This is a genomic window from Rhodoferax sp. GW822-FHT04A08 (assembly GCF_058801025.1).
Genome location: NZ_JBXAMW010000003.1, coordinates 47,783 through 71,442, shown reverse-complemented (window position 1 = coordinate 71,442; position 23,660 = coordinate 47,783). Strand labels below are relative to the sequence as shown.

Annotated in this window: 21 protein-coding genes and 1 tRNA gene; 10 read left to right on the top strand and 12 right to left on the bottom strand. The window is 52.5% G+C overall.

The genetic code is table 11. The features are described 5' to 3' along the window. Positions 1 to 140 precede the first annotated feature (140 nt). The gene (locus AC1RMF_RS07520) at positions 141 to 1,343 is read left to right on the top strand and encodes an efflux RND transporter periplasmic adaptor subunit (protein ID WP_493140906.1); all 1,203 of its coding nucleotides are present in this window, start codon (positions 141 to 143) and stop codon (positions 1,341 to 1,343) included. Next, a complete protein-coding gene (locus AC1RMF_RS07515) occupies positions 1,340 to 4,438 on the top strand; it encodes an efflux RND transporter permease subunit (protein ID WP_493140904.1) in 3,099 nt (1,032 codons plus the stop codon). Before AC1RMF_RS07520 ends, AC1RMF_RS07515 begins: the two co-directional genes overlap by 4 nt. A gap of 241 nt (positions 4,439 to 4,679) precedes the next feature. Here AC1RMF_RS07515 and AC1RMF_RS07510 read toward each other — a convergent pair whose 3' ends face one another. Then, entirely contained in the window at positions 4,680 to 4,964 is a 285-nt protein-coding gene (locus AC1RMF_RS07510; RefSeq protein WP_493140902.1) for a hypothetical protein, read from the bottom strand. A 154-nt stretch (positions 4,965 to 5,118) separates the two neighbouring features. Here AC1RMF_RS07510 and AC1RMF_RS07505 point away from each other — a divergent pair, with 154 nt between their 5' ends. Then, positions 5,119 to 6,720, top strand: a complete 1,602-nt coding sequence (locus AC1RMF_RS07505; RefSeq protein WP_493140900.1) for an alkaline phosphatase family protein — start codon at positions 5,119 to 5,121, stop codon at positions 6,718 to 6,720. 200 nt (positions 6,721 to 6,920) lie between these two features. On the opposite strand, the gene AC1RMF_RS07500 is transcribed toward AC1RMF_RS07505, so the two are convergent. Then, entirely contained in the window at positions 6,921 to 7,313 is a 393-nt protein-coding gene (locus AC1RMF_RS07500) for a hypothetical protein (protein WP_493140898.1), read from the bottom strand. 208 nt (positions 7,314 to 7,521) lie between these two features. Between AC1RMF_RS07500 and AC1RMF_RS07495 the strand changes: the two genes are divergently transcribed. Continuing rightward, the gene (locus AC1RMF_RS07495; RefSeq protein ID WP_493140896.1) at positions 7,522 to 7,869 is read left to right on the top strand and encodes a hypothetical protein; all 348 of its coding nucleotides are present in this window, start codon (positions 7,522 to 7,524) and stop codon (positions 7,867 to 7,869) included. 673 nt (positions 7,870 to 8,542) lie between these two features. Here the strand turns inward: AC1RMF_RS07495 and AC1RMF_RS07490 are convergent. Then, positions 8,543 to 10,390: a DUF4209 domain-containing protein gene (locus AC1RMF_RS07490; protein ID WP_493140894.1), complete on the bottom strand. Its 1,848-nt coding sequence runs from the start codon at positions 10,388 to 10,390 to the stop codon at positions 8,543 to 8,545. A 6-nt stretch (positions 10,391 to 10,396) separates the two neighbouring features. Here AC1RMF_RS07490 and AC1RMF_RS07485 point away from each other — a divergent pair, with 6 nt between their 5' ends. The 5 genes from AC1RMF_RS07485 (at position 10,397) to AC1RMF_RS07465 (ending at position 14,610) form a co-directional block, all read left to right on the top strand. Further along, complete coding sequence (locus tag AC1RMF_RS07485) at positions 10,397 to 10,933, top strand: hypothetical protein (protein WP_493140892.1); 537 nt, start codon at positions 10,397 to 10,399, stop codon at positions 10,931 to 10,933. Positions 10,934 to 11,705: 772 nt separating this feature from the next. Further along, a complete protein-coding gene (locus AC1RMF_RS07480; RefSeq protein WP_493140891.1) occupies positions 11,706 to 12,173 on the top strand; it encodes a TIR domain-containing protein in 468 nt (155 codons plus the stop codon). Next, positions 12,173 to 12,799: an Nmad2 family putative nucleotide modification protein gene (locus AC1RMF_RS07475; RefSeq protein WP_493140890.1), complete on the top strand. Its 627-nt coding sequence runs from the start codon at positions 12,173 to 12,175 to the stop codon at positions 12,797 to 12,799. The genes AC1RMF_RS07480 and AC1RMF_RS07475 overlap by 1 nt, the downstream gene beginning before the upstream one ends. Before the next feature lie 3 nt (positions 12,800 to 12,802). Next, positions 12,803 to 13,939, top strand: a complete 1,137-nt coding sequence (locus tag AC1RMF_RS07470; protein WP_493140888.1) for a nucleoside triphosphate pyrophosphohydrolase family protein — start codon at positions 12,803 to 12,805, stop codon at positions 13,937 to 13,939. After that, positions 13,936 to 14,610 (top strand): uracil-DNA glycosylase, encoded by a 675-nt coding sequence (locus AC1RMF_RS07465; protein WP_493140886.1) that lies wholly within the window; start codon positions 13,936 to 13,938, stop codon positions 14,608 to 14,610. The genes AC1RMF_RS07470 and AC1RMF_RS07465 overlap by 4 nt, the downstream gene beginning before the upstream one ends. Before the next feature lie 3 nt (positions 14,611 to 14,613). On the opposite strand, the gene AC1RMF_RS07460 is transcribed toward AC1RMF_RS07465, so the two are convergent. The 5 genes from AC1RMF_RS07460 to AC1RMF_RS07440 form a co-directional block, all read right to left on the bottom strand. Beyond that, entirely contained in the window at positions 14,614 to 15,099 is a 486-nt protein-coding gene (locus tag AC1RMF_RS07460) for a TIR domain-containing protein (RefSeq protein WP_493140884.1), read from the bottom strand. A 45-nt stretch (positions 15,100 to 15,144) separates the two neighbouring features. Continuing rightward, the gene (thcA, locus tag AC1RMF_RS07455; RefSeq protein ID WP_493140882.1) at positions 15,145 to 15,732 is read right to left on the bottom strand and encodes a Thoeris type III anti-phage system protein ThcA; all 588 of its coding nucleotides are present in this window, start codon (positions 15,730 to 15,732) and stop codon (positions 15,145 to 15,147) included. A 2-nt stretch (positions 15,733 to 15,734) separates the two neighbouring features. Continuing rightward, positions 15,735 to 16,916, bottom strand: a complete 1,182-nt coding sequence (thcB4, locus tag AC1RMF_RS07450) for a Thoeris type III anti-phage system protein ThcB4 (RefSeq protein ID WP_493140880.1) — start codon at positions 16,914 to 16,916, stop codon at positions 15,735 to 15,737. Between the two features lie 339 nt (positions 16,917 to 17,255). Beyond that, the gene (locus AC1RMF_RS07445) at positions 17,256 to 17,966 is read right to left on the bottom strand and encodes a YagK/YfjJ domain-containing protein (RefSeq protein ID WP_493140878.1); all 711 of its coding nucleotides are present in this window, start codon (positions 17,964 to 17,966) and stop codon (positions 17,256 to 17,258) included. Between the two features lie 754 nt (positions 17,967 to 18,720). After that, positions 18,721 to 19,056 carry an H-NS histone family protein gene (locus tag AC1RMF_RS07440; RefSeq protein WP_493140876.1) on the bottom strand — a complete coding sequence of 112 codons (336 nt, stop codon included), beginning with the start codon at positions 19,054 to 19,056 and terminating at the stop codon, positions 18,721 to 18,723. Between the two features lie 650 nt (positions 19,057 to 19,706). Here AC1RMF_RS07440 and AC1RMF_RS07435 point away from each other — a divergent pair. Beyond that, positions 19,707 to 20,699 (top strand): hypothetical protein, encoded by a 993-nt coding sequence (locus AC1RMF_RS07435; RefSeq protein WP_493140874.1) that lies wholly within the window; start codon positions 19,707 to 19,709, stop codon positions 20,697 to 20,699. A gap of 196 nt (positions 20,700 to 20,895) precedes the next feature. Here AC1RMF_RS07435 and AC1RMF_RS07430 read toward each other — a convergent pair whose 3' ends face one another. The 4 genes from AC1RMF_RS07430 to AC1RMF_RS07415 form a co-directional block, all read right to left on the bottom strand. Next, entirely contained in the window at positions 20,896 to 22,083 is a 1,188-nt protein-coding gene (locus tag AC1RMF_RS07430; RefSeq protein ID WP_493140872.1) for a helix-turn-helix transcriptional regulator, read from the bottom strand. Between the two features lie 665 nt (positions 22,084 to 22,748). Then, positions 22,749 to 22,838 (bottom strand) — tRNA-Ser (locus AC1RMF_RS07425). A gap of 52 nt (positions 22,839 to 22,890) precedes the next feature. Then, positions 22,891 to 23,214 carry a hypothetical protein gene (locus tag AC1RMF_RS07420; RefSeq protein ID WP_493140871.1) on the bottom strand — a complete coding sequence of 108 codons (324 nt, stop codon included), beginning with the start codon at positions 23,212 to 23,214 and terminating at the stop codon, positions 22,891 to 22,893. Positions 23,215 to 23,218: 4 nt separating this feature from the next. Continuing rightward, complete coding sequence (locus AC1RMF_RS07415; RefSeq protein WP_342617611.1) at positions 23,219 to 23,656, bottom strand: DNA polymerase III subunit chi; 438 nt, start codon at positions 23,654 to 23,656, stop codon at positions 23,219 to 23,221. Between the last annotated feature and the right edge of the window lie 4 nt (positions 23,657 to 23,660).

Genomic DNA, 23,660 nt, shown 5'->3' with positions numbered 1-23,660 from the left:
GCCCGCATCGGGCATTCCCGTTCCTATCCGGTTTGGCATAACCAATTTGCCAATAATTTGCCAATCGAGCCCCAGGTGAAGATGGGGTGTGCATGATGTGTTAAGCCACATGCTGTCAGGCCTGAAACCCAATTTCTGGAATGAGTTGGACGCTTTGCTGCGCTACCATCCTCGATTTGAGGCTACCCAATACAATCTGCGGGGTGAGCAACATCAAACGCACTGTTCTCTTTTGTAGCGCGGCAATCGTCCTTGTCCTACTCTGCTATCAAGGGTTGCGCAGTGGCGGGGACGCCGCGCCCAAGGCCAGCTCCGCTGAGGTGCCGCTAGCGGTGACAGTGGCGCAAGTGCAGCGGCAAGATTTGCCATTAACTCTGGCTGCCAATGGCCGAGCGGAGGCACGAGCTTCGGTGGCAGTAAAGGCGCGTCTGGACGGCCAGGTGGCCGAGGTCGACTTTGCAGAAGGGCAAATGGTGCACAAGGGACAATTGCTACTTCGCATAGACCCGGCGCTGTTGGAGGCGCAAACACATCAGGCTGAAGGCGTGCTGGCACGTGACGAGGCGCAACTGGCAAGGGCGCAGGCCGACTATCAGCGCAACCAGGCTCTAACGAGTCAGGGATTCATATCGCAGAGCGGCCTGAACCAGTCGCTCGCAGACATGCTGACCACCCAGGCCAATCTGAAGGCCGACCGCGCGGCGCTGGACAGCGCACGCTTACAACTGGGCTATGCCAGAATCAATGCTCCAATGGACGGCGTGGCCGGTGCCTTGCTGTTACCGGTGGGCGGTGCCGCCAAGGCCAACGACACTACTTTACTGGTGATCAACCAGACGCAGCCGATATACATCACCTTTTCACTGCCGGAGTCGCAACTGGCGGCTTTGAAGGCGGCGCAACGCAAGGGGGGTGTGCCTGTCAACGCCAGCGTCACCGGCATGGGCCAGCCACGCCAAGGCAAACTGGCCTTTATCGATAATGCGGTAGACCCAACCAGTGGTGCCATCACCGTCAAGGCGTTGTTTCCAAACGAAGACGGTGCATTGACGCCGGGACAGTTCGCCAAGGTAGCGGTGCAAGTGGATACCCTGCCTCATGCGCTGGTAGTGCCAGCCCAGGCGGTGGAAAGTGGTGTGGATGGCCCGTATACGTTTGTTGTTAACGCCGATGACACGGTCAGCCTGCGACAACTCAAACTGGGGCCCGATTCTGGCGGTTTGCGCGTAGTGACCGAAGGCCTCAAGCAGGGAGAGCGCGTTGTGACTACGGGACAGGCCAGATTGCGTGAAAACAGTAAAGTGATTGTCAGTGACGCGTCTGCAACTGGGGTTCCTCCGTGAACCTGTCGGCGCCCTTCATACGGCGCCCCATCGCCACCTCATTGCTGATGCTGATGCTGGTGCTGTTCGGCATCGCGGGCTACCAGCAAATGCCTCTGGCGGCCTTGCCATCGGTTGACCTGCCCACCATCAACGTGTCGGCTGAATTGCCAGGTGCCAGCGCCGAGGTGATGGCCACCTCGGTGGCCACGCCGCTGGAGCGCCAATTGGCGTTGATCCCCGGCGTTACCGACATGACCTCCAGCAGTGCACAAGGCAGCACCTCCATCACAGTGCAGTTCGACCTAAGCCGAAGCATAGACGCCGCCGCGCAGGACGTGCAGGCCGCCATCAATAGCGCCAGTGGCCTGCTGCCGCGCACATTGCCAGCACCACCCAGCTGGGAGAAGGCCAATCCGGCGGATTTTCAGATTATGTCCATTGCGGTCACCTCGGACGTGCTACCCCTCGAACAGGTCGACGTGTATGCCGATACTTACATCGCCCAGCAACTCTCGCGCATCAGCGGTGTCGGGCTGATCGACCTGCACGGCGAGCAAAAGCCGGCAATACGCGTGCAGGTGGACCCCGGCAAGCTCAACACCCTGGGCCTGAGCCTGGAGCAGGTGCGCGCCGCGCTGGGTAGCGCCACGGCCAATGCACCCAAGGGCACGCTGGACAGCCCCAAGCGCTCGGTTTCGGTTGACGCCACAGACCAGTTGACCCAGGCGCACGAGTACGACGAACTGGTACTGGCATGGCGCAACGGAGCGCCGGTGCGTGTGCGCGACATCGGTCAGGCCATCAGCGGGCCGCAGGATGTCAAGCAGGCCGCCTGGATACAGAAGCAACGCGCCATCATTGTGGACATTCACAAGCAACCTGGCGGAAACGTGGTGCAGACTGTGGACGACATACGCCGCGTTCTGCCCGAGCTGGTACGCACCCTGCCAGCTTCGGTCAAGGCCGAGGTGGTGAACGATCGCACCCAGACCATACGCGCCAGCTTGACCGATGTGCAGCGTACGCTGATGCTGACGGTGGTGCTGGTGGTGTTTGTGGTGTTCTTGTTCCTCCGCGGCCTCTGGGCTACCCTGATACCAGCGCTGGCGATTCCGCTCTCAATCGCTGGCACCTTCGGCATCCTCAACCTGACTGGATACAGCATAGACAACCTGTCACTGATGGGCATCACCATAGCAGTGGGCTTTGTGGTGGATGACGCCATCGTGGTGATTGAGAACATCATCCGCCACGTAGAGATGGGAGAAACGCCGCTTAAGGCAGCACTGGAGGGTTCGGGCCAGGTTTCCTTCACCGTGGTGTCAATGACACTGTCACTCATCGCCGCACTGATACCGCTGCTGTTCATGGGGGGCGTAGTGGGCCGGCTGTTCCGCGAATTCTCTCTCACCGTTGGCGTGGCGCTGGCGGTATCGGCCCTAGTGTCACTGAGTATCACCCCCATGTTGTGTCGCGTGTTGCTGCACCTGGATCTGCAGCGTCAGCCGGGCCGGGTGGCGCGCGTGTTCGAGAATGCCTTTCTGGGCCTGGCAGCTCTGTACGAGCGCACGCTTATGCGGGTGCTGCGCCACCAGCGGGCCACCCTGCTTATAGCCCTGCTGGTGTTGTTGGCTACCGTGGCCATGTTCTGGTTTATTCCAAAGGGGTTCTTTCCGCAGCAGGACACCGGGCAGATTCTGGGCTCCTCCGAAGCGCCCAGCGACATCTCAGCACCGGCCATGGCTCTGCGTCAGATGGAGCTGGTGCGCCGAGTTGTCGATGACCCTGATGTGGAGAAAGTCTACAGCTGGACCAACACGTCACCCTTGAACGAAGGCCGCCTGGTCATCAATCTGAAACCCTTCGGGCAGCGCCATACCGATGCCACTGTGGTGATGGCGCGGCTGAAGAAAATAACCGCTGGCCTGCCCGGTATCGAGCTGCACTTGCGTACGCGCCAGGAGTTGCAGGTGGGCGGACGTAGCAGTGCCACCCAGTTCCAGTACACGCTAGAAGATACCGAACTGGGAGAGCTGTACGACTGGAACGCAAGGCTAATACGGCAGCTGAAGAAGTTGCCGCAGCTCAGCGATGTAACCAGTGACTTGCAAAGCGCCGCGCCACGCACCACCGTGGTGATTGACCGCGACCGCGCTGCACAGTTCGGTATCAGCCCCCAAGCGGTGGATGACACCTTGTACGATGCTCTGGGTCAGCGCCAAGTGGCCACCGTATTTACCCAGATCGACCAGTACCATGTAGTGCTTGAGCTGGATCCCGTACACAAGATGGACGCCGACGCGCTGCTGCAGCTGCGTGTGCCTGGTGCTAGCGGCCAGTTGGTTCCGCTGGCCAGCATTGCACACTTTGAGGACTCCGCCGTACCCACGCAGATCAATCATCAGGGCCAGTTTCCGGCAGTCACGCTTTCGTTCAACCTAGCATACGGTGTAGCGCTTGGAGATGCGGTGAACGCTGTCGAACAGGCTATAGCAGGCATGGCACCGCCTGCCACCCTGCATGGCAGCTTTCAGGGAAACGCCAAGGCCTTCAAGGCCTCGTCCGGCAATCAACCCTGGTTAATATTGGCCGCCATCGTTGCGGTGTATGTGGTCTTGGGCATCTTGTACGAAAGTTACATTCACCCTTTGACCATCTTGAGCACGCTGCCATCGGCCGGCCTAGGCGCGCTTTTAGCGCTGTGGCTGCTGCACTACGACCTGAATGTGATCTCCATGATTGGAATCATTCTGTTGATCGGCATTGTGAAGAAGAACGCAATCATGATGGTGGACGTAGCGCTGGAATTAGAGCGCACAGTGGACACCGTACCATTGGATGCCATACGCCACGCCTGCAAGCTGCGCTTTCGTCCCATCATGATGACTACCGGTGCCGCTATTTTGGGGGCTTTGCCTCTCGCCTTGGGTAATGGCGCAGGCTCCGAGCTACGGGCCCCGGTGGGAGTCGCGCTGGTCGGCGGACTGCTGGTTTCACAGGTCCTGACACTGTTTACGACACCAGTGGTATACCTTTACCTGGACCAGCTGGCGCACTATCTGACTAGCAGATGGAGCGCTTCGGATGATGGTGCCGCTGACAGAGCTTTCTGAGGGTAAGCCTGAGGGAAATATGAAAGTTGGCTTAGGGCCGAGTAGCAACGTACTCACGGCGAAGTTTGAAGTCAGAAACTAGTCAGCAGGACAACTGACCAGCTACACCTCGCAGAGCAAGCGGCCTCGCCCAGTCGTGCAGACCAAAGCAATTTCAGCAGTTCAAATCGACAAAAACACATTGATGTCGTGTACTGATTCTCTTTGTGCACGCTACGCTTTTATCGATCACTCCCGAATCTCACTTCGGAGAATAGGTCTTGGCCAATTCTGCCTGTTTGGCCAAAAGTCTCTTCGCCTGGTTGTCGTTACCACGTGCCTCTTGAGCGGTTTGCGCAGGCGTTTCACTGGCTTCTTGAGCTGCCTGAGCTGACGGACTGATCGTAACCACGGCAGAACTCGTTGCTGCAGCCTTGACGCCCACAGGCTCGCTCTTTTCAACGGCCGCCTTAGCTCTAGGGGGAGTACTTGAAGTATCGCTTACTACGGTGGGAGTGGGCTTCACCCCAGAGACAGATGTTGACATATAGACAGACCTTTAGGTTGGGACAAGTAGATAAAAATCCACTCAACAGCAATATCGACCATCCTCGTAAGAACTTTAGTCTTTCAATTTCATGATGCTGACACGTGAGCGAGGGATATTGAAGTCCCATCAATCACCTTTCAGGGAATTCATCATGAAACTCCGTGCATCCATGCTTGCAACATTGTCCGCCTTGGCATTGGGTACTGCCTGTACAGCCCATGCGAGCGACATCGATCACGTTCTACTGATAAGTGTGGATGGATTGCATGCCCTTGATGTAGAACGATATGTGGAAGGCCACCCGAACTCAGCCCTTGCAAAACTGACCGGACACGGCATCACTTACACGAATGCGCGCACCCCATCTCTTTCTGACTCTTTCCCCGGTCTGCTAGCCTTGGTCACTGGCGGATCACCCATATCGCACGGTCTTTTTTATGACGTCAGCTACGATCGCACACTATTCGATCCCACCAACACCAGCTGCGTGGGCGCACCAGGTAACACGATAGTGTTTGACGAGACAATCGACAACTACGGTAAGGATGGTCTTTCACTCAACACCATTAATCCTGCAGCTCTTCCGAGAGCTTGGAAAGACGGCGCCTGCGTGCCCGTTTATCCCCACAGTATGTTGCGCACCAACACCGTATTTGAAGTGGTGAAAGAGCACGGGGGGCATACCGCTTGGGCAGACAAGCACCCGGCATACGACTTGGTGAATGGACCTTCTGGCCACGGCGTGGATGACCTCTATACGCCAGAAATCACGAACGCGCCAGCAACGGGCAGCGGTCCTGACGCTACAACCAGCGTCATGTGCACTGTTGCAAATGACAGGCTGAAAGTTGCGGCCATCTTGAATCAAATCAACGGCCGATGGCATGATGGCAAGCAGGGCCACGGCACCCCGACCGTTTTTGGCATGAATTTTCAGGCTGTGAGCGTAGGCCAAAAACTTGCCAAGGATAAAGGCAATCAGGACTGCGCAACCGAGACCGACGCAGTTGGTCTAAGCCTCAAAGGACTGGCCGGTGGCTATGTTGATGGAGCAGGCACGCCCTCCAAAGTGCTGCAGTTCGGTCTAGATAAGACCGATGCTGCGCTGCAAAGCATGATTACCGAGTTGCAAAAGAATGGCAAGTACGACTCCACACTGATTATCGTCACCGCCAAACACGGTCAATCACCAATAAACCCTGTAAAGGTCAACAAGCCAGGCCATTTCGCCGATTTGGTCGCCGCGCTTCCAGATTCAAGCAACCCTGCCGCACAAGCGATTGCAAGCGCAGCCGCGTGCACCACCGGCGCTTGTGGTTTCGTGCAGGACGACGACATTGCTCTGATATGGCTGCAAGATCAGAAGCAAACAAAGTCGGTAGCCGATTACTTGAACCACAATGCAGCTGCATTGTTTATCGATGAAGTGCTTGCAGGAGATGAGCTCAAGCTGAAGTTCAACAATCCTGCCGTTGACAGCCGCACTCCTGACATCATCGTTCAGCCACAGTATGGAACCATCTACACCGGCTCGTCGAAAAAGAATGCTGAACACGGCGGTATGAGTTATGGCGATACAAACGTTGGCTTGATTGTTTCCAATCCTCGTCTGCATGCGGCGACCGTCAAGACGCCGGTGACGACTGCGCAAGTGGCTCCTACTATTCTTGGCTCTCTTGACATAGACGCTGATGACTTGGAAGCAGTCCGCAAGGAGCATACAGATTCACTGCCCGGTGCGCTTAACCGCTAAAGGGGAACGATCTCAATGCTTGGCATGCTCCAAGCATTGAGTCTCGGCTGACCTAGGGTGCACATGCTGTTAGTGCGAATTGTGCAAAGCATCATGCTGATGCAGATGGTACAAATTGCTCAAATTCACCTTGTTTTCGGTCTTACTCCGCCAGTATGAAGGCTTCAATTGCCTCAACAGGTTCGAAGCAATTGTTGGGCTCAGGCGAACTTCTCTTTCAGGTAGGCCACCACGTAGGGGGTCGCGGCGGCGGCAATGGTAGATGCCGTGGAAGGGTCGATGCCCATTTTCGCGGCCAAAGACTCAGCCACCCGTCCGGTCAGCACGCCTTCGCCTCCTTCCACCAGTGAATTAAAAAATCCGTCTCCTCGGACCAGGCCTGCCGCGAAAGATGCGAAAAAACTCTTTCCAGCATGCTCACCCAGCAAACCGCCACTGCTTTGCTCTTCAACGTGGCCATGCGCAGTTTCCGCCACTTGGCTAAGCATTTGCTGTGCATCATCAGCACCAATTCCCTGAGCAGCCAGAGCCTGAGTTGCTAGGTTCCCATGCTCAGAAACAAGAAATTCCGAAACGAGTTGTTGTGCGTCCATTGTGAAACTCCTACTAAATTGACGGCTTCGAGGCACTTAGTTGCAAAGGCAGAAATGCAATTTTGCACTTTAATGCTAACACTCTCATATGAAACTTGGGGGGTTAGCCGAAAACCCAGTTCGCATGTAAACGGATTTTGCGAGCACACTCGTTGTAGGTGCAGGACTTCAAAGGTTTGAAGTCCGTCGCAATCACTAGGGAAACCACATGAAATCTGTTCGCATCCTCTCAATTGCAGCTGGTATGCTCCTTGCGGCCACGGCATTCGCTCAAACTGCGGTGCCAGCTGCCAAGGCCAGTGCTCCCGCTATGACCGCTACGCCTGCCGCGGCTCCAGCAACCAAAGCTACTCCCGCAGTAACAAAATCCGCGGCGCTAGCCACGGCTGCAGCAGGCGGTGGAGACGGGAAGGTGTGGGTAAACACAGCCTCCAAGGTCTACCACTGCGAAGGCTCAAAGCATTACGGAAAGACGAAGACAGGTGAGTACATGACAGAGGCAGATGCCAAGGCCAAAGGCAATCACGCCGATCATGGAAAAGCATGCTCTAAGTGACTTGTCGATCTGTTGGTCTAAAAGGGCGCTAAGCGCCCTTTTCCATTTTTCTGCCCTTCCAATCTTTGCTCCCAACTCGCCAAGCTATTGCGCATACCAGGCAAGGGCGAAGCTGACCCCACTTTGTTGAGACGCCGGCATACTCCCCATTGATTGAGTCAACACATTGGCCGAAGAAAGATAAAAAAACTTTAGAGCAATGTCCCGATCAAATCCCATTTTGGCCATGTCTTGTGAACACCAGAATGGGTGCCCTTCATGTGCCCGCAGGCCCTCATGCCGTTGCCCCCAGGAAGTGAGCTTTGCTGCGGAGCGTCCGATTTTCCTAAGGACAAAGGACCGCCGCTCAATGCCGAAGACCATGAACGGCTTCAGGACGGGCTTGACACTGGACGACCAGATACCGGACTGTCGTGTAGACCCGCTATCAGCCTCATGCGGCCTGTTAGGTGTTAAATGGCAGTCGTGCAACGGTAGCTGTCGCTTGGTCCCCGCGCCTCAGGTGACCGTTCTGGAGTGACCAACATCAAGTTAGAAAGATGGCTCATCTTGGATAGGAATGGGGGGCCGGTATTGACACTCCCCAATTTCAGTTTCATCAGTAGGCTGGTGGAGGGGGCACCGCTGGTGCTCCGAAATCTGCTTCACCCCCCTCCGAAATTGAGTCTGTAGGCTACCTATACCAGTACTGTCCGTAAATGGTTCTGAGCATGAGCCACCAGGCATAGACGCTCTCCGCGCTCTGCAAGGCTTCTGCGTCGAGCAGTCCATGGGCGAGCTCGTTGCGGAGGTTTGGCCCGAATCCATCGCAGAACATCGCTCGGATCTCGAATGTCAGATCGTCACCGAACACCTCAACCATTTCAGGCAAAGCCGCTAGGGTACTTAGACCTGCCTCTCGCTGCAGGCCCTCGGCATCGGGTGTTGTCGTCTTTGCCCCTTTGAGTTGCAAGTGTGTGCGTACGAGATGTTCCAGCTGGGGGGTCAGCAAGTGAAGTGCTACGATGAAGTCTCCCTCGAAGCCAGCCTTTAGACCCTTGGCAATCAAGCCGACGCGTTCGGCAGGAACCATGCCTGACTGTGCCACGACGCTAATAAGGTCGTCTTCAGTGATGAAGTGATCTAGAACGATCTGCCTCAGGGCTGGAGCAATGGAAGACTTGACAGCAAAGCGAATCGAGAATTGATAGTCTTGAACCATCTTCGCCCATAGTGCCTTGTCGTCTTCGGCGGAATCCGCAGCAATGACGCCTGCGGCTGGACTCTTTGCGACGACACGGCCATCACTAGCCAGTTTCCGAGAGGCGAAAAGTCGCTTAGTTAAGGAGTTTTCCATCCGCTCGCGCGCACGCCCCTCGATCTCGCCTCGCTTGGCCGGGGGCCGACATTCAGTCAATGCGAGAAGTGCCTCGGTCAAATCCTTTCCGCTGATACGTCCTTGAGCAGCTAGGATTTCTTGCTCAAGGTCAATAGGCTCTCCTCGCACTGGGATGAAGTCCCCCATTGAAAGCTGGGCGACATCTCGCTGCGTCAGACGAAGGCTTTGAAGTTTGTCAGCAATGCCGCGGGCTGCACGTAAGTGCTTCGGGATACAAAGCAGCGCTTGTACAGCATCTTCATAGAACATTGCAGCAACGACATGGCTCGGATGTGCCCCGGACAGCCGCGCTTGAGCCTCTGCGACAAATGCATCGGAGATAGCGCAGTCGACGTCGGCACATCGCTCGTGGTTCTGTTGAAGGCCGAAGCAGCGCTTTGCAATCGCTAAGTAGTGCCGAGAGAGGAAAAATCGATTGCCTGCGTCACCCTCAAGCGTCCTATTGGCGCGATCCACGAGGCGCTCGGCAAGATCAAGAGCATCAGCTTGTGCAAGTCCGAATTCAAGCAAAGTTTCAACCATTGATGGCCCAGCGTCGCCTTCGTCCAGTTGCCTTGCGGCTGCCGTAAAGAGAGCATCTCTCATCTCCGAAACACGGCTCGCACCAGGCACACGGATTTGCAAGGCGAGCATGAGTGCACGACGCCAGCAATTCTTGCCGTCATGCAAGAACCATGAATCGGCGTCCAGTGGTGTACTGCGGTAAGCATCGATGGCAGTGATTGCATCGCCCAGCTTCCGACGGGGTTGACGCGTTAACCAAAGGATGTCCGCAACGCGTGCCTGCAACAGAGGGTCATCTAGCTCTGGGAGGATGACATCGAGCAGGTCGATCGCTTTGTCGTCGAAGTCAGACAGACTGACTGAAAGTTCAGTATCTTCGAAGGTAGCGGAAAGCGGCTCATTTAGCTTCTGCGGGTCGAGTCGAAGAGAGCAGGCGTCTCCAAGCAGCCAAAGAATCTTGGCCCGGGCCAACATGCCTTCGCCGTTCGCGGCAGCTGCGGCAGTGCACAGCCCGCTCCACCTTGAGAAATAGCCTGAGTTGCCGAAACTGCAGGCCGACTTCCAGCCGCTGGCGCGAAAATCATCGATGGATGCGAACGTGGTGGACGGCGGACGATGCATCTGATAATTCTCCTTCATATTGGATTGCTTATCGCCGCGTATATTGGCAATGCGCTGTGCAACTTTGTGCGGCCTACTACGGTGTGGACCACCGGTGGCTTCTTCAGTCTGCTATGGATCAAGATATTTTGGCGGATTGGCCCACAAGTCATTGGGCTGATCGTCGTGGGCGCTGCCTGTGGCGGGATGTTGATTCCTTATCTGAAGAACCCTGTCCCCTATCAGTATCCGCAAAACACTGGCGCCAATGCGCCAGCGAACTTCAATCCAAACAGCTCCGCTCAAGCATCTGCCAATGGCAATGCAGGCGCGGCACAGGCCACAAGTCCATCAGCGCCAGCAACAACACCGGCACAGGAAACTGCCCAAGTGCAACCGGGCAAGCTGTCTGCTGCTGCCCAGAAAGCGATTTCAGAAGGGTTTGTGGAAATCAAGGATCCCAAGGTGGAAGCGTGTACCGATGCGAGGGTGGAAGCAATCCGAAATGAACGCAGGCAGGATGCCATCATCGACTTTGCGACCTACAACGAGGCGGCTGTGAAGTGTGGGTTCAATCTGTAGGCCGATTCAATTGGCCGACAGGCGTGACACCGTCCCGTCATGGTGACCACGCCAAGCAAAAAGGCAAGCTACAAAGACACCTTTGGGAGCTGCCAGCGAACGAGAGCTTTATTGTTCTCGTTCGCTGGCAGCAACAAATAGTGGGTATCTATTTTTTTGGTTAAAGACAGATTCGCTCCAAGGTGTCCGTCCCAAAGGCACTGTTCGTAACCGCCCGGATCGGGCTATATGCGGTGGTCATGCATTGACAACCTATTCACACAACCAATCCGTAGTGGATTTCCGAACGACCGGATTCAGTGCCTGAGGGCAGTCATTTGTGTATGGCTGCACCTATTGTTGTCCAGAGTCGAATTGCAGCAGCGCTGCCATTTCACACGCGCTCGTCAATGACACAGACCCAGGTCAGTCATCCTCGATGTAGGGGATCTTCGCGGGAATAGCAACCGGTGTTACCGGTCTGATGGCCATCGGCCGCGCGCTGCACTGGCGTGGACTTCCTCAATGGTGTTCGTGGTGAAGCCAGTCAATCGCGATCGACGCGTGGCCGCCTTCCGTCGACGTATCTTCTCTAGTATGGGGCGCATCGCAAACCGGGTAGCGTCGTTTCCTCAAGGGCGGGCCGCCACTTACAGTATTCGGGCAAGGGAGAAAGCAGCATTTTGGACCAAGTCACACTCCGACATTTTGGCCCGCTGACCAGAAACCCCTACCACAACGGCGACAAACCCGGTTACGATCTCCCAAACAAATGAAACCGTAGGGGGGAAAGATGTCAGACATAAGGAATGTATTCATCAGCCATGTCCACAAGGACGATCATGGGCTCCAGAAGCTCAAGGATTTGTTGGCGCCGAAAGGGGTGGAAGTCCGAGATTCATCCATCCACACAGGTAAGTTTAACGATGCCACTGATGAGCACTACATCAAGACGCAGATTCTTGCGCCTGCCATCAATTGGGCCGGAGTTTTCATTTGCTACGTCTCACCCCAAACAAAAAACAGCGACTGGGTGAACTGGGAAATCGAATATGCGGCCAAACAAGGCAAGCGCATTGTTGGTGTTTGGGAGCATGGCGAAAAAGAATGCGACCTGCCGGATGCGCTAAAAGAACATGCGGACGCCTTGGTTGGGTGGAACGGCGATTCAATCATCGACGCTATCAACGGGAAAGACTCCTGGGAAAAGCCTGACGGCGGTGCCTGCGACCCGGTTCCGCTAAAGCGGCATCCCTGCTAATGACCCGCATTCACTCCTACGTCGTTCGGTACGACAGTGGTTTTGCGCCCAATCCCTTCTACAGCTACTGCACGCTCGCGACTTGCAAGCCCACTATTCGAAGAAGCGCTAGTGTCGGTGATTGGGTGGTCGGTAGCGGAAGCAATGATCGAACTGTTCGACGTGGTGGGCATCTGGTATACGCGATGCGGGTCACTGAGGCAATGACGTTTGACGAATACGGTCGAGACCCACGGTTTGAATCAAAGAAACCGTACCGCAACGGTAGTCGGAAGCAAAGTTGCGGTGACAACATCTACTTCAGAACTGCAGTTGGAGTTGATTGGCAACAGCGGGACTCTTTTCACTCTCTCCCTAATGGCTCTATAAACCCTGATCACGTTGCCCGTGATACGCGTGTCAACAGGGTTCTGATTAGCAACGATTTTGTATATTTTGGGGGCGAGGGGCCAGTGTTTCCCGATGACTTGCATGATCAACAAGGCCGCCCTCTATGCAAAACTGGAATAGGTCTCACCACCTTTGACGATGCCCGATTGGTAAGTAATCTTGAGCATTGGATACGGAGCTTGCACGTGAGCGGCTACCAAGGCGCTCCATTCGAATGGCTGACTCTTCGCAGGTGACCGATGAAAAAAGAAGGATCCCTCTTGCTTTCAGATTACGCTGCGGAAATTGCAGCCACGGACGTGCTCAATCCGAGCGACTTCAATCCGGTCCTCCAAGGACTGTACGGAGAAGTTGGCGGAATAATGGCCACGGTGAAAAAGCATGTACGAGATAAATCAGCGTACCCTGGCTTCAAGAAAGCAGCGGAAGAAGAATTTGGCGACACCCTTTGGTACCTGGCTGCAATCTGCAGACGCCTGGATGTTCCTCTCGATGAGATTTTCGGGGAAGCGGCCAATCACGGAAATTTCAAGAACGTTGGTGCAGCAAGTGATATTGCCGAAGGTGCAATGGCCTATATCGCGGTGCCTATCGCTGCGACTGCATCGCTAGATACCACCCTTGTACGTTTGGGGCAGTCAGCCGCAGCGCTATTGGGTAGTACACCTGCGCGTACTGATTTGGTCGCATTCGCACGGGCTTACCTGGATGCAATCCATGCGGCCGAACTAGCATTTTCGGAAGTGGCTCGCTCCAACCTTCGGAAAGCACGCGGCGCGTTCGTGGAACCACAAGCAGATGATCTGGTTGACCTTGATTTCGATGGTAAATTTGGAATCGAGGAACAGCTACCCAGGGAATTCAAAATTCGCGTCAACCAACGAGGCAGTGGCAAAAGCTATCTCCAATGGAATGGCGTGTTCATTGGAGACCCTTTGACCGACAACATTGCCGACCGCGATGGCTACCGGTTCCATGACGTCTTCCATTTTGCTAACGCGGCGATCCTTCACTGGTCGCCCGTGATGCGGGCATTGATCAGGCACAAGCGAAAGAGCAATCCGAAATTCGATGAAGAGCAGGACAGTGGCCGAGCCATCGTCGTTGAGGAAGGGATCGCCGCCTGGATTTTTTCAAGAGCCAAAGAACTGAATTTCTTCGAAAATCAGGAGAAAGTTTCACTCGGAATTCTTAAAACCATCGGGGAGTTCACGAGTGGTTACGAAGTAGAGAAATGCCCACTGAAGCTCTGGGAAAAAGCTATCTTGGAAGGGTATGCTGTCTTCCGACAGCTTAAGGCAAATCAAGGCGGCTGGATCATTGGAAACCGAGAACAACGCACCATCAAATACATGTCACTTGAGTCTGAAAAATGAAGATCCATCCATTCGTTGAGGCGGTTGCTTCGCTGCAATTCGAAGACTGCTTTAATCCATATTCGGATCGATGTGAAGTCCATGATCGGCGCGATGCACCGCGGCGTCGCGCCGCAGCACTCTCCGCCATGTTGCGTCGTGCAACCGAGGGGCCTGTAGATGCAATCTGGATCGGAAGGGATCTCGGATATCGCGGAGGGCGCCGTACTGGTTTAGCCCTGACTGATGACGTTCACATCGGCCAGCACGCCAGGCGCTGGAATCTCGATCTGGTCACAGAGCGGCCCACGATAGGAAGCGCTGTAGCCGAGCGGACTGCGGCGGTCATATGGGGCATGCTGGAACACATCGATGCTCGCATCTTCCTCTGGAACGTCTTCCCCCTTCATCCGCATGAATCAGGAGATCCGTTCACTAACCGTCAGCACAACGCGCACGAAAGGCGAGCTGGCGAGGAACTGCTCCAGCAGCTCATTGTCTTGCTGAAGCCTTCTCGCATCGTCGCTATCGGCAATGACGCTGCCGCTGCGGCTCATCGCATAACGGATACTGTACCGGTGATTTGCGTGAGGCACCCCAGCTATGGAGGACAGACACAGTTCCAATCGCAAATCTCGGAACTCTATGGGCACCCCATGAGTACCGGATCGCTGTTTGACGAAGTGCTCTGACTTCTAGCGCGCGGCAATCGCCGCTTCGATCCAGCTCGACAAGTTGTCGCTGATAGAGTTGTAGACCGCGCTACTGGTGGCCCCAGGTGGATCGTAGACGCGGACGATCGTGGATAGCTTTCTGCCGTCGTTCAAGGTAAATGAGTCGAACGGATTTGCACCTGCCGCTGATGGTTGCTGATAGTGGTCTAGTAGCTTGTGGATACGTATCCCCAAGAGCCCCTTTCCGCTATTCCATGACTGCTCAATCTCATATCGAATCCAGGGGCGATTTGCCGTTTCCGCGCCAACCAAAACAATTGTGCAAGTCCGCCCTTGCAATTGATCGTCAATCCAGCGCTTGATCGCGGCGTCTCCGCCTCGCCTCACTTCTTCCCATTTGTTATCGGTCGCTGATGGGTTCCCCTCTACAACACCGATATTGCGTATCTTGGAGGCGCGCCAACTATCGCGTTGATAGTGAAAGCTATAGAAGACTTTCCGTGGCATGAACAATCCTTGGTTGATTTTTTGAGTCTAGGATCGGGAGGCGAACTAATTCGACTTGCCAGCCAAGGGCACCGCCAGATGCGCATGGAAGAGTTGGGCAAAGTCCACATCAACAAACGCGTCGCCAGTGAAATAGCCATGGTCCCTGGCGAGATTCAGCGCCGCCCCCCCTGGCGAGGACACCGGAAGCACCTTGGCAGTAGGATGGAATCGCCTGAAAAGCTCATGCTCAGCTTCTACCCCATCCATTCCACCAATAAACACCGCAGCGCTCAAGTCCTCACGCGAGAGCATCCTTTCGCGCATGATAAGCAAGCTCGCCGCTCTGTCATTGGGGACTGCATCAGTGAAGACTACATTTTGGAAATGTTTGTTCTCTTCGGGGAACATGTCTGCGAAGTACGCGCTCTGATACAAGACAACAGACTGCGAGTAATCGACGCCCAAGTCTTCACATATGCTCCAAATCATCGGGGTGATTGCGGGATGCCCACCCCATACGATCTTGTGCTGGCGAATGACTGCTATGACCAGTTCCCTCACCGCACATTGGATGAGAAATGGATTGGCAGTTTCGTGATAGGTGCCACGTCCAATAAGCGGCACGCTGGCCGAGAGGAATATTGCGCTCATGGCTACGCTGCCCAGTCCGCGAATTGCCAACCCGCCTCGCTGGCTTTAACCCACCTAGCGGAGTGAATGTGTTGTCCCAGCCAGTCCAGATGGCCCAGCCACCTGGGATGTAGGCCTACGTGATCGTAGACAACGGCAACGGATTGTTCCGGTGAATTCGTAGACGCATCGTGCAACGTAGTTGAGGTGGGAACTCCGACCGTTGGATAAACAACTACATGCCGCCCATCCGGGAGTTGGACATAAACAGCTCTGTTGGCACCGACTCCTACAACTTGGCCGCCGATTGTTTGAATGGCGTTTCGCAGGTTGCTCACGAGATTGACAGAGCGAACCGCATGGCTCTGGCTGCGAACTTCCTCCAACTGAAGACAGATGCGATCCACCGCGTCATCTGTGATGCGTCCGGTCGCCGGATCGACTTCTTCGGGTAACAGCTCCGCGCGACTGGCCGTCGCCGCGCGCGCAGAAGGCGTTGTATCCGGCCACCCCACCCGCAAGACGCTGATGCCTTTGGCCAGCGCGCGGCCGAATTCAGCACTCGTCCAACGACTTTCAAAATATCCTGGCGTGTCGAGCATCAGCAGGACATCTGAGTCACAAAGCCGATGCCATAGCATGGTCTGAAAATCTTCCGCAGGTGGAATACCATGTGTATCGAGAAACACATCGAATAGCCGAGCAGACAGCGCATCGAACATCTGCAAGGCAGCTTCCCTAGCCTCGCCCCGCCGATAGCTCACGAACACCCGGCGCTGTCGAGGAAGGAGACCTGCACACTCCAGCAACGCAGTTCCGACACGTTGCGCCCCGCCAGCGGTGTATGCCAAGCAGTTGAGCGGTTGCAGCAATGCGGGGATTTCTGCACTGACTCGATTGACGTCAGAGGCGACTGGGAGCAGCGGGATGCCCCGCGTTAGCAGCCGTGCCACATTCGCAAGAGGAGGTTCATGACCTCCGAAAAATGCCGCCGCAGACGATCGCTGTTGGTCTGGATTGAATTCATCGGGACAGACCTCCCATCCAATCTCATGCCCCAACCGCAGATTGAACATGCCGACCGCCTTTCCGACAACTCCTTCAAGTTCGGAAATTTGAGCTGCCGTTGGGGTACCCAGCAGGGCAAGTTGATATAGCGCCGGCATGCCTCTCCTCGGAATTTCGGTGTTTTGACTATCGGACATGGCGAGACCCAATTCGGAAATCTAGCGCCCTAAAGATACCCGATTTCAGGGCGTCCCTGAATGAGGCACGCTGTCGGACTTCACATTGAGGCGCCACTGGTGTCTCGCCCCTTGCGGACCGGCTAAGCGGCCGGTTTCATCAATGCACTTACCACCTCCGTGGAACTTGTACCCTAGCCAAACCAAACTGAGATCCAAATCGCGTTGGAATGGATGACTCACTCTGAAAATGAACGGGTAGCCTGTATAAACGGCCCCCGCCCGTATTTGCAACAATTTCCTGTAAGTCCTGCTTTTGAGTGCAAGACCCATTCATTCAGAATAAGAATCCGTCAAATACTATCGATTACGAGAAATCGGAGGCCTTCCCCTACGTGGAGCATTCGGATCTAGTGGCTTTGGCATCCAGCTCCTGCCAAAGGTGCGGAATTTGCCTGATTCTGTTCTGTCCGATTGTTCTCTAAAGACCGTGCACTTCTTGGTGATGTAGGTCACCACCTTTTCAATCAGATTGACACGCAAATAAACATTGTCCCTGTGGATCATGCCAATCCCAAGATCGCCTCTTGCATGCATTTTTTCTTTATCGAAATTGCTGACGTAGTATTGCCCAATATGACCAGTGATGCAATTCCACAATTCGCCTATGCTCCTTCCAATCCGAATGTCCTCATGTCTATCTGCTCCATCGAAATAGAAAAGAAAATGGTAGTGGTAACCACCCTCCTGCTCTCCGTATTCCAACCCCCAGGCATAGCCTATAAGACCGTTAAAGACCTCGGGATAGTCTGATCGAGAAGCCAATAGCTGCTCTCTGTGAAATTGCACTGCTTCAATTGGAATCTCATAGGGAAGCCTCTTGTCATAACGCAAATCGATTCTGATCACGAGTATTTTTGAGTGATGGTCAAAGAGTCTGTTGGTCAGCTTTATTAGGTCCTTTAGGTTTCTTCTGGATCTGTACAGCAGTCCATCTAAAGTCCTGTAATCGTAGGCTGACAGGTTGAATTCATATCCAAGGAAAGGGTTAAATTGGTCAAGAGGGTTCATGGCAAATATCAATGTGAAAGTGAAAGGAATGCAATGATCAAGTTCATTGCAAACCATCAGTCAATTGGATATTTTTAAAATCATCAGGTATTGTCTGCTCAATGAGCAGACTATCTGGTAGGACATACACATACAAGGCGTATGCCTGTAGGCAACGTTGAATCAGATGCCTGTCAATACAGGCATCATTGAATTCAATGAAGATGTACGAAGATTGAGTAACAGGTGTTGTATCCTGTTAATGAACTGAGATGGTTATGAGTGGGTAGATGTTTATCTGTGTAAGAGGTTTGGATGTATAAGGAGTATAGAGATATAAGAATATCTTGATACCAATATTCACCTATCATTCAATGCATGAATAATTGACACAATATCACTGACAATCAAGGTGAATTTTGACTCAATGCAAAGCAATCCTTCTCAGAATTATGCAAATCCCATTAACACAATGGATTCACAAAAGAAAAAACTCCAATGGAGAATGCGAATACAATCAAATTGGGCAATGGAGTCATCTTTTTAGAAAATGCAGCAACATCAAAGATTTTCAATACGCACATTGATTCGCAATCAATTGAATACTAGATAGCTATAAAAGTACCAATACACCTTTTTTTGCCTGTAGCTTCTTCAAATTAAAATTTGATGTTCAATGAATCAAATTCTCAATTTTCCATTAAGCAGATCAAGCAATAGATTCGAAAATTCAAATTTTACCGACAATCACTCAAAATGCTTCAATGTCATAAATTCAATTTATTTCAAAGTCTTTCTTCTCTTTGCCAGAATCTTTAATCCAATCCGGCGTACGACCTTTACCAGTCCACTCTTGACCATTGGGTCCCCGGTACTTTATTGCTCCTAAAGCACGAGAACTTGATGTCTTTTTGGCGGGTTTGGAGATATGCATTTTCAACTCTTCAATTCCGTCTTCTATTTCGAAGGATGCCTCCTTCAATTTTTCGACATACGATTCAGTTAAGGCCTTTAATTCTTCGCTGCGTTTGACTGCCAACGCCTCAGTTGCTTTAGCAGCCAGTTCTTGCAGCTCCCTATAGCTCAGAGCTTTGAAATCGATTGTGCTCATTGGAAACCTCTCATGTAGAAAAGAGGTAATGGTACACGCCTTAATGCGGCTGTACTGTGTCCAAGTCAAATGTGGCTCCCGCAGTGCCACCGAATGACAAAATTTTGAATTGGTATTCGTACAGCGTTGACAAGTCGGGGTAAGGGGAAGTGACCCCCTTACCCCCTTTTGCATGCATGGAAAAGTCCCATACTACGCAACAATTCCTTCGCAATCCGCGAGTTTGGATACATGTCCCAACCGCCATTGCCGCGCTGAGTCCCAGCCCGATCTTCACCTAGAGCACGCGGGACTTCTGAACCCGGCCTTCAGTCTGTTCAGTGGGGTGGTCTGGCACATCATGCCGACCGCCTATTTTTTTGTTTGCGATGAGATGGCTACAGGAAGGGGGACGCATCACGCCTCGATACGCCGAACGTCAATGAAACAGCTACAATTGACATAGCACACCATGAAGCCTTGAAAGCAAGGGATTTCGCTGGGAAATATCTAAAAATTTATTTTGTTTTTATTTAGTTATAAATATTGTTTAAATGTAGTTAAAAATACATCATAATTTATTTATAAATTACTTTAATTTTGACTATGTATAGTTTAAATTTAACTTTTCATGTTAAATTTTTAATTCACACTTCTAATGAGTCGACCCCATGAGCGGAGCCAGCAAACCGAGAGTGGAAGTTTACGTTCCACCATCTGCGTGGGGGGCAGGTGCAAATGGCTTGCCGAAAAAGACGTTCAACTATGGAGACAGTTTGGTTGCAGTCCTTGTCGGGGGAGCCAACCCTGAACAACAGAAGGAGGTTTTCCGTCTTTCATATTGCATAGACGGAAGACCCAGTACAGTCAAATTGATCAATGGAGGACAAGAAAATTTTCATCAAGCTCGAATACTCGCTGATGCAGAAAATCTAAAGATTAGAAGTGCACGTACTAAAAAAACTTCATTTGATGAACGAGTCAAACGCATCGGCACAGAGCAAAGAATAAAGAAAAAGACCAATCAATTGGATGACGGATTCAAATCCAGCTCAGATTTCAATAAATTTTTAAATCACTTAGAACAAAACACGTCACATAGTCAATTTGCATTACTGCTTATGCTGCATATATTGACTCTACTTGACTTTTGGCAATTATTGAATTTAAGAAATAAAGATGTAATTAAAACAAACAATGGGTACTCATTGCGTGTCCCTTTGAATTCGGCTAACAAAAAAATTACGCTATACCTAGATATCTCTCCCTATCAAATCCATCAAATTACGGCTTATAGAGAAACCCACAGATTCCAAAGTCCCGATGAGTATATATTTAATGAGCTTAAGGGTAAAACTGTTGGTGAACTTCAATTGATGCTTACACAGGAACTTTTTAGCGCCCGTATTCCATATCCAATTGAAATGAACAACCTAAGAAATGAATTTATTCGCGAACTATCCGGATGTGACTTGATCAACAAAGATATTTTACCAAAAATATTAGGATTGAAGTACTTGAATTCAAAGACTCAAGTTGCGTATGGTGATGGGACTTCATACGAATACAGGACTGATTTCGCCAACTGGCGGCCTATATTTTTCGAAATTCGAAGGCACTGGGATAATAGATGCGCAAATCGAAACCGCTTATCATGGTCTTAAAGAGCCCAGAATCATTGACACTATAGCTTGACTTGCGGCTTGTATTGCTACTGCCGCAATACTTGTGTGAAGTCTCCCAGTGACCGCGTTTGTCAATCATTAGGGTAATTGCGGCTACTTGAGTACACTCAATGGTTTTACAGTTGCCATTACTCTGCTTTGTAACAACGATCTTCAATGCTTTTGTCTGTAGCCATCAACTGCCGATAGACCTAGAGGCACACCAGTCATCTATTTCAGATTCGATCCACCCGACAGCAGACAGTCCAAGTTTTCGGGATTTGGGAAACGTCTTGTCGTAGCTCTTGTTTTTTTCATCAAGTCGGGCATAAATCGTGGATTTAGAAAGCCCTGTTCTCCTTATGACCTCGCGCATCTTAATGTAACGAATAGCACTTTTGTTACTTATCATTTCTCCTGAGTTTTTACTGTTTTCAGTTGCTGTCAATGGTGGTATTGCAAGAATTGGCAATGTATCAACTGACTGAACTGGAATCGAATCGCCATTGCTCTTATCAGATTTTTCTTTGATATATTTTTTGTCATCAATTACATCAATTGCGGCTTCTGATGCAGATGGAGCAATAGAAGTTACTTCTTCCATTTTTGATGTTGATTCTGGCTTTGTCTTTGACAAAGAGCCTATCTCTGGTAATTCATTTTTTTCAATCAGATTCGCGGACTCATCTTCAATGCGCTGATTTATTCGAGTAGCACTGGACAACAATTGACTTTTGTATTGAGCCAGCGTTTCTTTTGCATGGCTATGCTCGACAATACGCGGTATCAATGAGAAGCTTTTTTCCACAAGTTTCATTGCATCTTTCATTGCAATGAAGATGTGAGCTGGATTGGCTATCTTCTCTATATCAACAGATTGACAATTGCAATCAAATGCATTCAAAAACTTGAGCTTAATGGCCGACAGAATGTCATCTCTGATTTCTTTTCTATATTGACTGGCTTGCTCCGAAGACTGGCGCCAATTCTTCAATGAAAAGACTTCAGGATACCAGTTCAACTGTGGATACTTTTCTTTGAAAAATCTTTTAAAGTCCTGAATGTCTTCATCGGTCATCTGCCCGTGAAGATTGTTCACTATCTTTTCGTTCTTGGACAGAAGATCAAAGTCTTCTGGCAATAGCGGAATGACTTGTCTGTCTCTCCAGCCCCCTTTTTCGATCTTTCCGACTAGGCTTTCCAAGCCTTTTGCATTGGCCAGGTTTGGATAGCTGCCAGACTCAATTCGTTTGGACAGCTCCTCAACGGAAATCTCCGGGTCAGAGGGAAGATCGACATAGCGCAAATTCATTTGTGATTCCATCGAAGTCAGGTCTACCGACCCGGTCACTGGTGCGAGCACATATAAAGGTTGGCCGGGCATGGTTCCAGCCCCTACCGTGGCCCTCCCCCAGCCCAGCATTGCATCAGACGCATGCGCTTTGTGTGCTGAATTTCGGTCAGGGACATTGACCGTCGATCAATCTAACATGGAATCGAATGAGAACAGGCGCTTCCATCGGACTCGGCTGGACTTCTTCGGACTGCCTAGGACTTCATTGGACTGATTCAGATGCTGACAGGCATACAAGTCCAGATACGGTTTGCTGCATCGCCCTACATGGCTGCAATTTACTCTTGTACGCTTGCTGTGGTGGGCTTCTCTTGGTTTGGTGGCCGGTCCGGCCTCATACGGCGTTTTGACGGCTGTAACTCGATTCTGGCCCCCAGGATCAACGACGCAGAGAGCCCCCTCCCCTGAGCGCAGTCATTTGCGTTGTCGTATGTGCTGGACTGGAGGCTGATCAGAGCACATACTGCCGCTTGGTCTGGCGTGTTCCGATGACGTCCAGCCCCAATAGGACTAGTTTGGACGGTACATTCATGGGACTGTCCATTGTTTTGACCTTGACAACTTGCAGACCCATCGAATCAGAAGGCGCAAAGCGGCTTGCTGACCAACCAGAGTCAAATTTGATAGTTGTTTTGATAGTCAAATAAAACAGCCAAAAAAAAGTCCTTGATTTACAAGGACTTTTTTCAATTCACTGGCGGAGCAGGCGGGATTCGAACCCGCGGTGGGTTTTACCCCACGCACGCTTTCCAGGCGTGTGACTTAAACCGCTCATCCACCGCTCCAGAGCCTATGATTCTAACATCAATATCTGACTAAACTCCGCGAATTGGCTGATCAATCGTGATTGCGCTGCATGTTTGGCAAGGCTTGCTCAATGGCTTCGCGTACAGCTTCCTCTATTTGCAGATGCAAAGAAGGGAGCAGGGTGCTGAATTGCGCCTCAAACAGCTCCAGGGCTATTGAGCGCAGCTCCGCCTCCAGCTGCGGGCGCACTTGCCAGATGACTTTTTGCGCCAAGGCGTTCCGGTCAATTTGCTGCGGCACGACGTTGGCGGGTGCGGCGGGCGACGCTGATGGCGCGGGCGCCGTCCCACCTGCAGGTGGTTGCACGACCTGCGTCAGGGTAGGAACGTAGCGGGGAGGCATGCGGTTTGGCACAGTGTCACTCCCCTGCCCTGGTTGTCAGATCATGCCGAGTGATGGTGTAGCCCAATTCCGTATAACGCTTCCAGCGGCGACGCGCCTGGCTGCGATCCTGCTCATCGGTACTGACCACTTCAATCACCCGCTGGAACTGCTCAAAGCCCTGGGGCACATCGTCCGACAGATTGACCAGGATCGGCACATCGGCATGCAAGGGCTGATCCGCACTCTGCAGCAGGACTGCCGAACGGGCTTTGACTGCGGCTGGTGCCGTAGCGTCGCAATGGGTGATGAAATCCACCGGCCCCAGATTCCAGAGCGCCTTGTCCAGTTCTCCCACCATCTGCGCACTGGAGCGCACCAGCAAGCGCGCGCCCGTGGCACTGGCTTTGCGCAGCAGCCGGCAGGTGTAGACCAGCCTGTCCGGCGCACCGAAGTGAAAGGCTATTTCGGTCACTTGT